The sequence below is a fragment of the Rossellomorea vietnamensis NBRC 101237 genome (assembly GCF_001591825.1).
Taxonomy (GTDB): Bacteria; Bacillota; Bacilli; order Bacillales; family Bacillaceae_B; genus Rossellomorea; species Rossellomorea vietnamensis.
In genome coordinates this window covers 18,221-33,929 of record NZ_BCVQ01000021.1, presented here as the reverse complement: position 1 = coordinate 33,929, position 15,709 = coordinate 18,221, and the positions used below count along the sequence as shown (strand labels likewise).

Annotated in this window: 12 protein-coding genes; all 12 read right to left on the bottom strand. The window is 47.1% G+C overall.

The window, feature by feature from the left end; all coding sequences use genetic code 11:
* Window positions 1–6: 6 nt before the first annotated feature.
* The 12 genes from argD to BVI01S_RS12320 all read right to left on the bottom strand — a co-directional run bounded on the left by argD (window position 7) and on the right by BVI01S_RS12320 (window position 15,705).
* Window positions 7–1,167 carry an acetylornithine transaminase gene (gene argD, locus BVI01S_RS12375; protein ID WP_061810357.1) on the bottom strand — a complete coding sequence of 387 codons (1,161 nt, stop codon included), beginning with the start codon at window positions 1,165–1,167 and terminating at the stop codon, window positions 7–9.
* Entirely contained in the window at window positions 1,164–1,973 is an 810-nt protein-coding gene (gene argB / locus BVI01S_RS12370) for an acetylglutamate kinase (RefSeq protein ID WP_231479982.1), read from the bottom strand. Before argB ends, argD begins: the two co-directional genes overlap by 4 nt.
* A complete protein-coding gene (gene argJ, locus BVI01S_RS12365; protein WP_061810356.1) occupies window positions 1,936–3,165 on the bottom strand; it encodes a bifunctional ornithine acetyltransferase/N-acetylglutamate synthase in 1,230 nt (409 codons plus the stop codon). Before argJ ends, argB begins: the two co-directional genes overlap by 38 nt.
* A 14-nt stretch (window positions 3,166–3,179) precedes the next feature.
* The gene (gene argC, locus BVI01S_RS12360) at window positions 3,180–4,214 is read right to left on the bottom strand and encodes an N-acetyl-gamma-glutamyl-phosphate reductase (RefSeq protein ID WP_061810355.1); all 1,035 of its coding nucleotides are present in this window, start codon (window positions 4,212–4,214) and stop codon (window positions 3,180–3,182) included.
* Window positions 4,215–4,407: 193 nt separating this feature from the next.
* Complete coding sequence (gene aceA / locus BVI01S_RS12355; RefSeq protein WP_061810354.1) at window positions 4,408–5,688, bottom strand: isocitrate lyase; 1,281 nt, start codon at window positions 5,686–5,688, stop codon at window positions 4,408–4,410.
* A 154-nt stretch (window positions 5,689–5,842) separates the two neighbouring features.
* Window positions 5,843–7,432: a malate synthase A gene (gene aceB / locus BVI01S_RS12350; protein WP_061810353.1), complete on the bottom strand. Its 1,590-nt coding sequence runs from the start codon at window positions 7,430–7,432 to the stop codon at window positions 5,843–5,845.
* A gap of 523 nt (window positions 7,433–7,955) precedes the next feature.
* Complete coding sequence (locus BVI01S_RS12345) at window positions 7,956–9,107, bottom strand: CamS family sex pheromone protein (RefSeq protein ID WP_061810352.1); 1,152 nt, start codon at window positions 9,105–9,107, stop codon at window positions 7,956–7,958.
* A gap of 15 nt (window positions 9,108–9,122) precedes the next feature.
* Window positions 9,123–11,129 carry an NAD-dependent DNA ligase LigA gene (gene ligA / locus BVI01S_RS12340; RefSeq protein ID WP_061810351.1) on the bottom strand — a complete coding sequence of 669 codons (2,007 nt, stop codon included), beginning with the start codon at window positions 11,127–11,129 and terminating at the stop codon, window positions 9,123–9,125.
* Window positions 11,130–11,189: 60 nt separating this feature from the next.
* Window positions 11,190–13,415, bottom strand: a complete 2,226-nt coding sequence (pcrA, locus tag BVI01S_RS12335; protein WP_034760843.1) for a DNA helicase PcrA — start codon at window positions 13,413–13,415, stop codon at window positions 11,190–11,192.
* Window positions 13,416–13,499: 84 nt separating this feature from the next.
* Window positions 13,500–14,186: a heptaprenylglyceryl phosphate synthase gene (gene pcrB / locus BVI01S_RS12330; RefSeq protein WP_034760841.1), complete on the bottom strand. Its 687-nt coding sequence runs from the start codon at window positions 14,184–14,186 to the stop codon at window positions 13,500–13,502.
* 160 nt (window positions 14,187–14,346) lie between these two features.
* Complete coding sequence (locus BVI01S_RS12325) at window positions 14,347–14,646, bottom strand: YerC/YecD family TrpR-related protein (protein ID WP_034760840.1); 300 nt, start codon at window positions 14,644–14,646, stop codon at window positions 14,347–14,349.
* A gap of 21 nt (window positions 14,647–14,667) precedes the next feature.
* Window positions 14,668–15,705: a DUF3048 domain-containing protein gene (locus BVI01S_RS12320; protein ID WP_061810350.1), complete on the bottom strand. Its 1,038-nt coding sequence runs from the start codon at window positions 15,703–15,705 to the stop codon at window positions 14,668–14,670.
* Between the last annotated feature and the right edge of the window lie 4 nt (window positions 15,706–15,709).

The window sequence follows — 15,709 nt, the reverse complement described above, 5'->3', positions numbered from 1 at the left end:
AAAAATTTAGTAGACTTCGGTTGATTGGTGTTGCTCGATTGTATGGATCAATATGTGAAGAGCCTGATCGAGTTCAGCATGAGTAACCGTCAATGGTGGTAATAACCGGATGACATGTGCTCCTGCCGGAAGGGTCAATAATCCATTATGCCGGAGCTCGGCAATGATATCACTCACTTCCTGATCGAAGGAGATACCGATCATAAAACCGATCCCTTTTACTTCCTGGACCATGTGATATTCCTGGAGCTTGAGGGTCAGTTGTTCCATGAAATACTCCGATTTCTGTTGAACATCCTTCATGAATCCCTCTTCGAAAATGGTTTCCATGGTTGCCTTCGCTGCCGACATCGCTAATGGATTCCCTCCGAATGTCGATCCGTGTGTGCCTTGTGAAAAGGATGGGATGAGTTCTTTCTTCCCTATCATGGCCCCCACGGGAAACCCACTGCCGAGTCCTTTTGCAGCCGTGACAATATCCGGATCCAGGGAATAGTGCTGGTAAGCAAAGGGAAGTCCCGTCCGTCCCGCCCCTGTCTGAACTTCATCGATGATGAGTAACGCATCCAGTTCGCGGCATTTGGCTTCAACCGCCTGCAAAAAGGAAAGGGTTCCCGGGTTGACTCCCCCTTCCCCCTGGATCACTTCGAGCATGATGGCGGCAACATCCCCATCCTTCACTTCTGATAGCGTCTCCTCATCGTTGTATGGAAGATATTCAAAGGTCGGCAGCAGGGGACCGAATCCGCTGTGGATCTTCTCCTGTCCGGTCGCACTCATCGTTGCGAATGTACGGCCGTGAAAGGATTGCTCAAAGGTCAGGATCTTGGTCTTTCCTGTATGTTTCTTCGCCAGCTTAATCGCCGCTTCATTCGCTTCCGCTCCGCTATTGCAGAAGAACACGGCATCTAGGCCACTTGCAGAAGCGAGGAGTGTGGCTGCCTCTTCCTGTTTCGGGATCGTGAACAGATTCGATACGTGCCAAAGTGTCTCCATTTGCCTCTCCACTGCTTCTTTTACAACAGAAGGGGAATGCCCTAAGTTACAAACGGCGATTCCCGAGATGAAATCCAAGTAGGATGTACCATGTTGATCCTGTACCTCCGTACCTTTCCCCGATACCAATTCAATGTCTAACCGATTATACGTTGGGAATACATGACTCATATCGCTTGAACCCCTTTTCCTTCTGTCATTCGGGTGCCGATCATTTCCCCATCCTGGATGATGGAATCCCGGCATCCGACAATCATCACTTCTTTAATATGTTTATTTAAAACTGAAAGAGCCGCCTGCACCTTAGGGATCATTCCACCGTAGATCACACCGGTTTCGATATACTGTTGAATGACGTCGATTGTTACACGTGAAACAAGTTCACCGTCTTTCAAGATTCCAGGTACATCGGTGACAAATACCAATTTCTCAGCATTCAGGGCTTGGGCGACGGCTGCTGCAGCAAGGTCGGCATTCACATTCACCCTTTCACCTTCCCCTGTTGTTGCAAGGGGGGCAATCACCGGTAAGTAGTTTAATGATAGTAAATTGTGCAACAGATTGAGATTGACCTCTTCAATTTTCCCGACGAACCCAAGAGACTCTTGATCTATGAAACTCGCCTCGAGTAATTGTGCATCGTACCCGCTTAACCCGACAGCTCTTACCCCATCCCGGTTGAGCCGGTGGACCAATTCGCTGTTCACCTTCCCCTTCAGCATTTGTTCGGCAATGTTGAAAACATCCTTCGTGGTCTTTCGCTGGCCGTTGATGAACGTGGACTGTATTCCAAGTTCTTTAAGTGTTGCCGTAATCTCAGGCCCCCCGCCGTGAACGAGGATCACATGGTAGTGCTTCTGAAGATCTTTTATGCTTTTATAGAAAAGGGACGACAGCTTGGAAATGATACTCCCACCGAGTTTCACTACAATCACAGGCTTATGTTCGGTAACTTGCATTGATTTTGACGTAATCATACGTAAGATCGCACCCCCATGCTTTTCCGAATCCTTCTCCACTATTCAGTAATACAGAGATGCAAACATATTCATCACTCATGTACCCGCTGACTTCCTCTTCATTGAATGGTTGGGGAGTCCCTTTTGAAAATACGAGGGTGTCCCCGATGCGGATATCACATTGATGAGGGCTGAGGTCGACGCCACTATGACCCATCGCTCCGACGATCCTTCCCCAGTTCGGGTCCCCGCCGAAGAGGGCCGTCTTCACCAGATTGGAACCGACGATTTTTTTGGCTAAAATGTTGGCATCCTGATGGGACTGTGCTCCTGTGACATTCACTTCCACCAGTTTGGTTGCACCTTCTCCATCCCTTGCGATTTGTTTCGCCAGATCTTCACATACAAGGGTCAATCCTTTTTGAAAGTGCGTCCAGTCAGGATGATTCTCGTGAAGAGTTTCATGATCCACCATGCCATTGGCCAAGCTGATGACCATATCGTTGGTGGACGTTTCCCCGTCTACAGTGATTTGATTGAAGGATTGATCGATGGCTGTTTTAAGGGCAGTCTGCAGAACATCCGACGATATGGTGGCGTCGGTTGTAATAAAACCGAGCATCGTTGCCATATTCGGATGAATCATCCCCGAGCCTTTCGCACAGCCTCCGATGGTGACGGTCTTCCCGTCGATCATGACCTGATAGCACGACGATTTCTCGATTGTATCCGTCGTAAGGATCGCCTGTTGGAAAGACTGTGCACTTTCCGGATCCTCACCGACCTGGATGCCACTGCAGCCCTTTTTCATCTTATCCATGGGAAGCCATTCACCGATGACACCTGTGGATGCAACGGCGACGTACTCTTCGGGGATCTGGAAACGTTCTGCGGTCCATTCCCTCGTTTGATACGCATCCGTCAACCCTTGTTCACCTGTGCACGCATTTGCAATGGCACTGTTTACGACGATTGCCTGTAGTTTATGAGATTGGGAGATGCTTTCCTGTGTGACTTTGAGGGGAGCCGCTTGAAAATGACTTTGCGTATAAACCGCTCCGCATTGTGCAGGCTTCTCGCTGTAAATGACACCGAAATCCTTTTTGGCATAGCGCAGGCCGGTATGCATACCGCCAGCCTTATACCCCAGAGGCGACAGAATCGTTCCTCCCTTGATAGGTTTCACTGTTTCTTCTTTTACCAGTTTCATTGATTCTCCCCCTCTTATGGATAAATTGGATAGTGATGAAGACCTGTCGTTTCGTCCAACCCCAGCATCACGTTCATATTTTGCACCGCCTGACCCGCCGCTCCCTTTACCAAATTATCGATCACTGATACGATCGTAACCCGGTTCGTCCGTGGATCTGCTTTGATGGATAGGTCACAGAAATTGGTGCCGAATACTTCTTTGGTGCTCGGGAACTGGCCGACCGGACGAATCCTGACGAATGGATACTTTTCATAAAAGCTTTCATAGCGGGTATGTAACTGCTCAGTGGTGCAGGTGTACTTCAAGTCGGCGTACATCGTCACCATGATCCCCCTCGTCATGGGAATGAGGTGGGTTGTGAGTGTGATCGGTCCCGCTTCACTACTCCATTCCTTCAATTGCTGTTCAATTTCAGGAGTGTGCTGGTGCTGATGGACCTTATAGATTCGTAGATTTTCCTGAGTCTCGGAAAAATGACTGGATTGACTCGCTTTCCTCCCTGCCCCGGATAAACCGGTTTTGGCATCGATGATCAAGGAATGAGGGTCTATAAGATCCTGTTGATAGAGCGTGGCCAGCCCCAGCAGGGTCGCTGTCGGGAAGCAGCCCGGGTTGGCAATCAGGTCCGCTTCCCGGATAGCGTGTCGATTGATTTCAGTCAGTCCATAGACCGCTTTCCCGAGGACATCCTGCGGGGCGGATTCTCCTTTGTACCACTCTTCATATTCACTCGGGTCCTTTAAGCGCAGGTCGCCCGAAAGATCGATCACTTTCGCCTTTTTTCCGATAAGCTTCTGGGCAAGCTCCTTTGAAACGCCTGAAGGCACCGCCAGAAATACGAAATCCAGCTGTTGCATTTCTTCGATCATGATTGGCTTCACCCTTTCTTGGGAAAGACCGGATAAATGCGGATACTGTTCCGCATATGAACTCCCCTCCAGAGAAGATGAATACAAAATACAATCATTCACAATCGGATGGTTTGACAACAGACGGTACAACTCCACACCACCATACCCAGTACTACCAACAATACCAACATCCAATACCTCTCACCCCAAACAATAAATTTAAATTAGGTCTAATTATATGAGTGTATATTAATAAAATCAATAGTATATTTATAAATTTTTTATAAAGTTACTTTATTCACAAATTCACTCCGATAGTACTAGAAACATATAAAGGTCCGTCCCTCGTTGTTGAGGGACGGACCTTTATGAGTATATTAATAGTATTTTAGAATTGTGCTGCCTCCGTTGAACCTTTCAAAGCCGTTGTGGAGGATGTTCCACCTGAAATCACCATGGAGACTTCGTCAAAGTATCCGGTTCCGACTTCACGCTGATGCCTTGTAGCGGAATAACCATGCTTTTCGCTGGCAAACTCTGCTTCTTGTAGCTGTGAATAGGCGGCCATACCACGATCTTTGTACCCTCTCGCAAGCTCGAACATACTGTGATTCAGTGCGTGGAAGCCTGCAAGTGTGACGAACTGGAATTTATAGCCCATTTTACCGAGCTCCACCTGGAATTTGGCAATCGTTTCATCGTCCAATTTCTTTTTCCAGTTAAAGGACGGGGAACAGTTGTAAGCAAGTAACTTTCCTGGATGTTCAGCATGGATCGCCTCTGCAAACCGGCGTGCTTCCTCAAGACTCGGTTCTGACGTTTCACACCACACAAGATCTGCATAAGGAGCATATGCAAGGCCTCTCGCTATCGCCTGATTGAGGCCGGCATTTGTGCGGAAGAAGCCTTCAGGAGTTCGGTCGCCGGTGATGAACTGGGCATCATACGGATCGACATCACTCGTGATCAAGTCCGCGGCATTGGCATCCGTACGGGCAACGATCAAGGTCGGCACACCCATTACGTCCGCTGCAAGACGGGCGGAAATGAGGTTCTTTACAGAAGTTTGAGTAGGAAGAAGCACCTTACCTCCGAGATGACCGCACTTTTTCTCCGAAGAAAGCTGGTCTTCAAAATGGACCGCTGACGCCCCTGCTTCAATCATGCCCTTCATTAATTCAAACACATTCAACTGTCCGCCGAATCCCGCTTCTGCATCGGCAACGATCGGTACGAACCAATCAATCGATTCATCCCCTTCTACATAATGAACCTGATCAGCGCGCTGAAGGGCCTGGTTGATCCTCTTTACGACGGATGGTACGGAGTTAGCAGGGTACAGACTTTGATCTGGATACATATGACCAGAAAGGTTAGCATCCGCTGCAACCTGCCACCCGCTTAGATAGATGGCTTTCAGTCCGGCTCTTACCTGTTGGACCGCCTGGTTTCCTGTCAGGGCACCCAGGGCATTGATATAATCCTCCTCATGAAGCAAATTCCATAGTTTCTCAGAACCCCTGCGGGCAATTGTGTGTTCGATATCAATCGATCCCCTTAGTCGAATAACATCTTCCGCTGAGTAAGGACGGGTGATCCCTTTCCATCGTTTATCCATTTCCCAGTTTTCCTGAAGTGCCGTTACACGTTCGTTATTTGCTTTTACCATGTTAAATCTCTCCCTTTTTGTTTTTATACATACCGGTGTATGTTTGATGTATGGTCTTGCGTCATCGGTTGAGGTCCGTCCCTCATCCAGGTGAAGCGGTAATTGAATAAAGTTAATATACGTGTTCTACCAACAGTTGACGGGGTACGACCCTTTAAAGGATCCGGTAGCCGGGAATGGTGAGGAAGTCTGTGAACTGGTCATTCTGGATGAGCTGGTCGAACAGGTCGACGGCTTCAGAGAATCGGCGTTCCTTGTATCGTTCTTCACCCAATTGGCTTTTGAGTTTTGTCAGTTCTTCCTGCTTGAGCTGTTCGTAGAGCTCGATGGTGATATGCCGGCCATCCTCGAGGATCCCTTTCGGATGACGGATCCATTGCCATAGCTGGGCACGGGAGATTTCTGCCGTGGCCACATCTTCCATCAGATTATGGATCGGTGCCGCTCCTCGGCCGCTCAGCCAGGATGAAATGTATTGAATGCCTACATTAATGTTCAGGCGGACACCTTCTTCGGTTATCGCTCCTTGAGGAACTTCGAGAAGCTCCTGTTCAGATACTTCCAGTTCCATCAATGTTTTCTCTTCAATCTGGTTCTCTTTCTTCATTTCCCGATTGAATACGTCCATGGCAACCGGGACCAGACCAGGGTGCGCTACCCACGTTCCATCATGACCATCCCTTGCTTCCCGTTCTTTATCCGTTTTCACTTTATTGAACGCTTCTTCGTTCTTGACAGGGTCGTTCTTGACAGGGATCTGCGCCGCCATACCGCCTATTGCAGGAGCTCCCCTTCTGTGACAGGTCTTAATCGTAAGCAGGGAGTATGCTCTCATGAATGGCGCCGTCATCGTGACCGATGAACGATCGGGAAGAATCACATCTTCCTGTTCCCGAAGCTTTTTGATATAGCTGAAGATATAATCCCATCTTCCACAATTCAACCCTGCTGAGTGTTCTTTTAACTCATAAAGGATTTCATCCATTTCAAATGCCGCTGTGATCGTTTCGATCAGGACCGTCGCTTTGATCGTCCCTTGGGGAATTCCCACATAATCCTGGGCAAATACAAATACTTCATTCCAGAATCGTGCTTCTTCATGGCTTTCTAATTTAGGTAAGTAAAAATAAGGGCCTTTATTCAGTGAAGTTAGGTGAGTCGCATTATGGAAGAAGAATAACCCAAAGTCGACAAGGCTTCCTGATAGAGATTCTCCATCCAGTTCGATGTGTTTCTCTTCCAGGTGAAGTCCTCTTGGTCTTACGATCAGAACCGCGTGCTCTTCGTTCAATTCATAACGCTTCCCGTTTGTCTCGAAGTCTATCGTGTGGTGTACAGCATCTCGGAGGTTGATTTGTCCTTCTATGAGGTTATTCCATGTAGGTGAAGTGGCATCTTCAAAACATGCCATGAAACATTTCGCTCCTGAATTCAGAGCATTGATGACCATTTTCCGATCGACAGGGCCTGTGATCTCCACCCTTCGATCCTGCAGTGCTTTCGGAATCGGAGCAACCTTCCACTCACTTTGGCGGATCGATTCGGTTTCCGTCAAAAAGTGAGGAAGCTCTCCTCCATTGATCCGCTCTTGCTTCTTCTCTCTGTTGTGTAACAGCTCCCTGCGTTTCTCCCCGAACCTGCGCTCCAGCTGTTCCAAAAACTGCAGTGCCTCAGAGGATAACATCTCATCAAAGCCCGGTTTAAGTTCCCCGGTTACCTTGATACCAACCATTTGAGTCGACATAGAACGTATTCACTCCTTAAGCGTATTAAACAAATCATTATTGTTATAATACAGATTAATTAACATGTTTGTATTGTATAACAGATAGATTGAATTTGGAACACTTTTTTCAGAATTTTCATTCGACATTTTTCGCAAGGGTGTTGATAACACAAAATGAGGTCCGTCCCTCATCGCATTAAAGCGGTGAGGGACGGACCTTCAGTAACCATAACCATTTCGATATTTATAGTTTGTTCTCCAAGTCCTTCATTCTCTTCTCCATTTTTTTATTCTTTTCATAAACAAGCGTTGCAAATGTCAGGGACGTTCCAGCCACTATAAGAGCGATAAAACTCATCATCTCAGCTACCTCCTTATTCTTTAATTTTGTATATAAAAGTCTTTCTTTCTGCACCACTCGATCGATTCACTAATCTTTTACGTGTGAATCGACCTGATAGTTTCATTTTTTTGGAAATACAGAAGGTCCGTCCCTCAAAAAAAAAGAACTAACCCTTTTCCGGATTAGTTCTCTCTCTATTTATTCATATATGTGTAAATAGGTTTCTTTACTGCCGGGCTTCTTGATGATCAGCGCTTCCGGTCCATAGGAAGAGGAGACGAGGAGTTCTACATCCCAGCTGTCCGGGGTCTGTTTGCCGATCATGTTGGTCAGATGCTGGGCGAATCCGATGGTTTCTGCTTTCCCCTGGAAGGACAGGGCCACCTCGAATTCCATTTTGGACAGCTTCTGATCTTGATAGAGCGCTTGACCTGTCAGTCCTGTATATACAGGAAAATACTTTTCGATGTCTGTTTTCAGTTCGTTAAAGACTTTGTAATCGTTCGGATGGTTCTCCTGGGCTTCCGGGGAAGGGAATAAATAATAGTCTTCATTGATCCCTTTCCAGTCCTGAATGCCGGTTTGGTCCGGTTCCACAATTGTGTAGGCGAAGAAGTGACCGGGTACGACCTGATCCTTCGGAGCCTGTTTATAAAGTGAAATCATAATCGGAACGTTCTGGAGTTCTTTTTTCTCACGAAGCCGGTTGAGTACTTCACCTGCGATTTTCGCTCCCTGCTCTTTCAAAACCTCATTGGAAAGGTTTTTTACAGTTCTTGTACCATTAGACATATTGGTCTCATATTGGACAGAATTCAGGGACAGGGCGATGGCCACTCCACCAAGACGCACCTTGTTATCTTCTTTTTTCATCAAGTAATTATGTTCGACGACGTGGGCCAAATAGATGGGGGCATTTTCCCCTTTTGACTGCACGGGATTAAGTCCGACATTTTCAGACTCCTTCAACCCTTTTTCCTTCAGCTGTTCACTGGTGTACTTTCGTTGCAGCCAGCTATCAACCGTCTTCTTGGTAAGGAATTGACCTTCTTTAAAGAAATATTCATCCGTCGAAAACCGATTTTGGGCAACCCTTAATAAGCCCGTCTCGATTTCATTAATATCATATCTTGAACCCAGGTCATTCACGACGACTCCCCGGGTATTACTCGTTTCATACGGAAGCATCGTCTTGTAGTATTCTTTGGAAATTTGAAAGCTTGGTATGATGGCTTTCTTGGCTTCACTATCCTGATTTTCCTGGACGACCTGATCCTGTTTCTCAAATGTCGGTGCACATCCTCCCAGTAACACTAATGCGGCGAGAGCGACCGAAATCCCTTTTTTCATTCCTCGTTACACCTCTTATCGGTTAAGTTCTTCCATCAGCTTATCCTCATCCCAGACTTCTATATTTAAGTCATTCGCTTTCGTAAGCTTCGATCCCGCTTCTTCCCCTGCAATGACAAGATCGGTTTTCTTGCTGACACTGCCGGTCACTTTCCCGCCGAGCATCTCGATTTTTTCTTTTGCTTCATTTCGGCTCAATCGTTCGATTTTCCCTGTGAGGACTATGGTCTTACCTGCAAAATACGAGTCGACGTCACTGGCTGATACAGGCTTCGGTCCTTTGTATTCAAGGTTCACACCTGCCTCTTTCAGCTCTTGAATGAGATCCTTCACTTCATCATTTTCGAAGTAAGCGACGATGGCATCGGCCATTTTATCCCCGATCTCATTTACGTTCGTCAGCTCTTCTTTCCCCAATTCCATCAGCCTATCCATTGAGCCGAATTCCTGTGCCAACGTCTTTGCGGCTTTGGCTCCTACGTGACGGATGCCAAGACCGAATAACAGTTTCTCCAGAGAATTCTCTTTAGACGTTTGAATGGCTTCCAACAAATTATCAACGGATTTCTCGCCCATCCGTTCCAGCTGAAGAAGCTGATCGCGCTCGAGTCTGTATAAATCAGCTACGTCTTCAATCAATTTTTCCCTGAACAGCTGACTGATCACCTTTTCACCCAGGCCGTCGATGTTCATGGCGTTGCGGGATACAAAGTGAATGAGCCCTTCCCTGATTTGAGCGGGACATTTCGGATTAATGCAGCGGAGGGCCACTTCCCCTTCAAGTCTCACAAGTTCACTTTCACACTCAGGACAATGAGTCGGCATCAGGAATTCCTGTTCGTCACCGGTTCTCTTGTCTTCCAGTACGTTCACCACTTCCGGGATGATGTCCCCCGCTTTTTTAATGACGACGTGGTCACCGATTTTGATATCTTTTTCACGGATAAGATCCTCATTGTGAAGCGAAGCACGTTGTACGGTCGTTCCCGCTACACGGACTGGTTCCAGAATGGCCGTTGGCGTGACGACACCTGTACGACCTACACTCAATTCAATGTCCTTCAGTACCGTGACGACTTCTTCGGCAGGAAACTTGAACGCAATGGCCCACCTCGGGCTTTTCGCTGTCGTTCCAAGTTCCTGCTGCTGATCAAGGGAGTCGACCTTTATGACGATCCCGTCAATGTCATAGGATAGATTCGGACGTTCATCTGTCCACTTCCCGACAAATTCAAGGACTTCTTCAATGGTCGCACAACGCTTGCGTTCCGGGTTTGTTTTAAACCCCAGTTTATCAAGCGTGTCCAATCCCTCGCTATGGGAGTCGATTCCTGTATCCCCGATATCAGCCAGGGCATATAGGAAAATGTCGAGATTCCGGGATGCCGCGATTTTCGGATCCAGCTGGCGGAGTGAACCTGCCGCTGCGTTACGCGGATTGGCAAAGGGTTCTTCCCCTTTTTCTTCTTTGATCTTATTCAGTGCTTCGAAGGATCCTTTCGGCATGAATGCCTCTCCCCGAACTTCGAAGGACATTTTTTCAGAAATCTTTAACGGGATGGAACGGATGGTCTTCAGATTCGATGTGATGTCCTCACCTATGGACCCATCACCCCGTGTAGCCCCTTGGACGAACGCCCCGTCTTCATATCTGAGAGAAACGGCCAAACCATCGATCTTCAGCTCACAAACGTAGGAGAAGTCCTCGCCGACCGCTTGACGGACACGGCGGTCAAAGTCACGAAGATCTTCTTCATTAAAGGCATTCCCAAGGCTCAGCATCGGCGTTCTGTGTTCGACTTTTTCGAACGAATCAAGAATGGTTCCACCCACACGCTGGGAAGGTGAATCCGCTGATTTCAATTCCGGAAACTGGTCCTCGAGTTCAATGAGTTCCCTGAGGAGTTGATCATATTCCGAATCCGGGACAGATGGTTTGTCGAGGACATGATATTCGTAATTATATTGGTTCAATCGTTCGTGGAGTTCATTGATACGGTTTTCGGCTGATTGTCGATCCATTTCCACAACCCTTTCTTGCTTATATTCGGTTATAGCCGGAAGGGGATTCCTTCCGACCTGTTATGCTTTTTCAATTGGAGCAAATTTGGCCAGGAGACGCTTGATTCCCATCGGACTCGGGAAAGCGATATCGAGCTCGACACTGTCTCCTGATCCCTTCACGCTGACAACCGTTCCTGTCCCCCACTTCTTATGCTGGGCCTTATCACCGACCTGCCACGCAACGGATTCTCCACCCGTCGTGGTTTGGACCGGACGTGCAACAGGCTTTCTGGGAGCAGGGCGTGAAGGTGATTTAGCCGCTGATTTCCCGAAAGGCGTGAAGGCACTCTTCTTCTCTGCCATCACATCATCCAGCAGGTCTGCAGGAATTTCATTGATGAAACGGGAAACCGGGTTCATCTTCGTCTGTCCGAAGAGCGTCCTCATCTGGGCATTGGTCAGGAAGAGCTGTTCTTCCGCACGGGTGATCCCCACGTATGCCAATCGGCGTTCTTCTTCCATTTCATCCTCTTCCATAAGGGAACGGCTGTGAGGGAAGACGCCTTCCTCCATTCCCATGAGGAATACGACAGGGAACTCCAAGCCTTTGGCTGCGTGCAGTGTCATCAAGATAACAGAATCCTTCGGCTGATCGTCTTCATCAAGTTTATCGATGTCGGCGACCAATGCAAGGTCCGTTAAAAATGCCACGAGGCTCTTATCGTCGTTGGATTGTTCAAAGCTTTTCGTTACAGACAGGAACTCGTCCAAGTTCTCGAGTCTTGATTGAGACTCTATGGACTTTTCCGCTTTCAGCATATCGGTGTAGCCTGATTTCTCAAGAATCTCTTCTACCAGTTCCGTGACAGATAGATACTCCTGCATACTCGTGTAGCCTTTCACCATTTCCATGAATTCAATCACAGCTTTGGTGATCTTGGGACTGAGTCCGATAAAGTCGGCTTCTGCGAGTGCCCTGAACATGGAAATGTCATGATCCTGGGCGTAGCGGGCAATTTTATCGATCGAAGTGGCCCCTACTCCTCTTTTCGGAACGTTAATAACACGCTGAAGGCTGATATCATCATCCGGATTCGAAATGAGCCTGAGATACGCTAAGATATCCTTGATCTCTTTCCGATCGTAGAACTTGATGCCGCCCACGATGGAGTATTCGATATTTGATTTTAAAAGCACTTCCTCCATGACACGGGACTGTGCATTGGTACGGTACAGGATGGCAAAATCAGAATACTTCTTCTTACCGGTTTCCATCAATTCCTTGATTTTCCCTGTGACGAATTGAGCTTCGGTTTGCTCCGTATCCGCCCTGAAGTAGGAAATCTTCTCACCGTCATGATTTTCCGTCCAGAGGTTCTTCGGTTTTCGATTTGAATTCTTCTGGATGACTTCGTTCGCCGCCTGGAGGATCCGTTTCGTGGAACGATAGTTCTGTTCCAGGAAAATGACGGTCGCTCTCGGATAATCCTTTTCAAAAGAAAGGATATTGGCAATGTCCGCGCCGCGCCAGCGATAGATCGACTGATCCGAATCCCCGACGACACACAGATTTTGAAAACGGGAGGCAAGCAGTTTTACAAGCATATACTGTGCCCTGTTCGTATCCTGATACTCATCCACGTGGATGTACTGGAATTTACGCTGATAATATTCCAACACTTCCGGCACACGCTGGAATAATTGGATCGTCGTCATGATCAAATCATCAAAATCCAGGGCCTGATTCTTGCGTAAACGCTTCTGATACTCTGTATACACATCAGAGACCACCTGATCATAATAACCGCCTACCTGCTTCGATAACTCTTCAGGAGTGGTCAGCTCATTTTTTGCAGAGCTAATGGACCCAAGAAGCGAACGGGGATCAAATTTCTTCGGATCGATATTTTTTTCTTTTAAAATCGCTTTGATCACTGACTGCTGATCGGTAGAGTCAAGGATCGTGAAATTACGGTTCATGCCGATGCGGTCAATATCACGTCGCAGGATTCGCACACACATACTGTGAAAAGTTGAGATCCAGATGTTCTCAGAGGCCCCGCCCAGGATGTTTTCAATACGATCCCTCATCTCTCTTGCCGCTTTATTCGTAAAGGTAATCGCTAAAATATTGTAAGGATTGACGCCTTTTTCCACCATCAGATACGCAATCCGATGCGTCAATACCCTTGTCTTCCCGGAGCCTGCCCCTGCCATGATCAGTAACGGCCCTTCCGTTGCCTTCACAGCTTCTGCCTGCTCGGGATTCATTCCATTCAACAGTCGATCAGTCAAAAATTGCATAGTCTCACACCACCATAACGAACGTACGTTCTATATTTGTATTTCTATTATATATCAATCAGGGAAGGACCACCAGTTCGATCCTTATCCTTTCACTGCTTTTACTGTCTTTAAAGCTTCTTTCAGATTGTCATATACAGCATTTCCAACGACGACAACATCTGAGACAGCAGCCATTTCCCTCGCCTGCTCCCGGGTTTCAATTCCCCCGCCGTAGAATAATGTCGTGTTTTCCAGTGAATCCTTTACCTCTTTTACCGTTTCAACATCTCCATATGTACCACTGTACTCCAGATAAAAGATCGGCAGGTTGAACATTCTTTCTGCCATCATGGCATAAGCTGCAGCGTCTTCACTTGAAATGTCTGTGTTCGCTTCCGTTACCTTCGCCGCCTTACAGTCACGGTTCAATATACAATATCCTTCTACAAGGATTTCGTCCCAATTCATGATTTCTCCATATTCCTTCACAGCCTGGTGATGCAGTCCCGTCACCCAGTTCATGTTCTGACTGTTCATCACCATCGGAATGAAATACAAATCGAAGCCGGGAGTAATCGACTCCAAATTTGATACCTCCAGAATACAAGGAACCGTATATCGTCTCACTCGTGCCATCAAATCAAGAACCTTTTCAAGGGTTACACCGTCCGTTCCCCCCACGATGATCGCGTCTGTTCCCGATTCACATACTGCTTCTAAATCTTCATCGTCTATCGTCTTATTCGGATCTAGTTTAAACACATGGCTCCACTTTTGGACATCATACATGCTCTGTTCCTCCATTCATACATCCATCTAACGTATTATATCATTTGTGGGAGGCTGTCGCATCACCCCGTCCGCTGTTAAACTTTGTATAAGCAGAGGGAAGAAAACTATCTCCCTTGGACAAAAGAAAGACCGCTCGTCATAGACAGCGGTCCTTCTCTTACTTTTCTTCCTGATGTACACGATCCAGTACCAATTGATACGCATCATTTCCGTAGTTCAAGCAGCGTTTCACACGGGAGATCGTTGCCGTACTTGCACCTGTTTCAGTTTCGATCTTATGATACGTCTTCCCGTCCTGAAGCATACGTGCGACTTCAAGGCGCTGGGCCAGTGATTGAATTTCGTTGATCGTGCAAAGGTCATCAAAGAAACGATAACATTCTTCAAGGTCTTGCAGGGAAAGAACAGCGTTGAATAACTGATCCAACTCCTTGCCTCTTAGTTTATTTATTTGCATTAAAAAGACTCCTTTTTCCTTCTATTCTTGATAGGATACCGAACCCGCGAGCCCCGGAGAGCTTGGGATGACGTTGATCCACGTCGAGCCTTTCCGCAGGCTCACAGGTTTATTCTTTTCATAAGGAAGTATCCGGCCATTCACATTCTTCCATTGTAACTTCCGGAGCTTCCCTTCCTGTATCAAGTAAGCATCTCCACCCGATTTGAGGTCGATATCCCGGCGCCCCGCGTCATCGACGATCTTATGTGGAGCTTCTACGATGAAAAGATTTTCGATCAGGACGGGATCTTTCGAGTCATAGTCGATGGTCTGCTCCCCATTTGAAAAGCGCTCGTATCGCCCTTCTTTTTCATTAAAATCATACACAGCATTAAACAGGGGATTATGATTGTATGAAATCATCACGGAATTTGCAGCTTCCCCGTTACTCTTCCCTTTATCACTGAAATTCAGTGCATCAGGCGGTCGCTCCATATCAAAGCCGTTCTTGTCCGCTCCCTCTTTGATATGTTCATATGTGATATAAGAATTATGAGGGGCTTTTCGGAAGCTTGCCCGCTTGAATAACGTCCCGTCATATTGGATTCCGTTAAGGTCATCGATAAAACCATTGTTCAGCATTTCTTTCGCCTCAGGACTGTATCCGTGAGCGACATACAGACTGTCATATCCTTTTGCAAGCTCTATATAGTAATCTCTGGCACTTCGGACAGGGCCGATTTCTTTCGGCATCCTGCTTTGGAATATGACTAAGAAACGGGTGATATCCCCCTCGGCCAACACTTCATACACAATATCCGCTTTCGACAGTCCGGATTGGGGCCTTGCCTTCGGATGGTTATTCACCATCACGGCGACCGCCCGGTTCATTGATTCTTCCTTTTCAGCCATCCCCGTTAAAGGATACTGATTCATTTCTTCTGTTTCTACGCCTGTCTCTTCCTTCACCACTGGAGTTGCGGCTTCTTTATCAGATTCTTTCTTTATCTCTTTATCTGAACTACATGCGACAAGTGCGAACGAGCTTAACGCAATGATCAAAGCTCTTTTCAGCATGTTT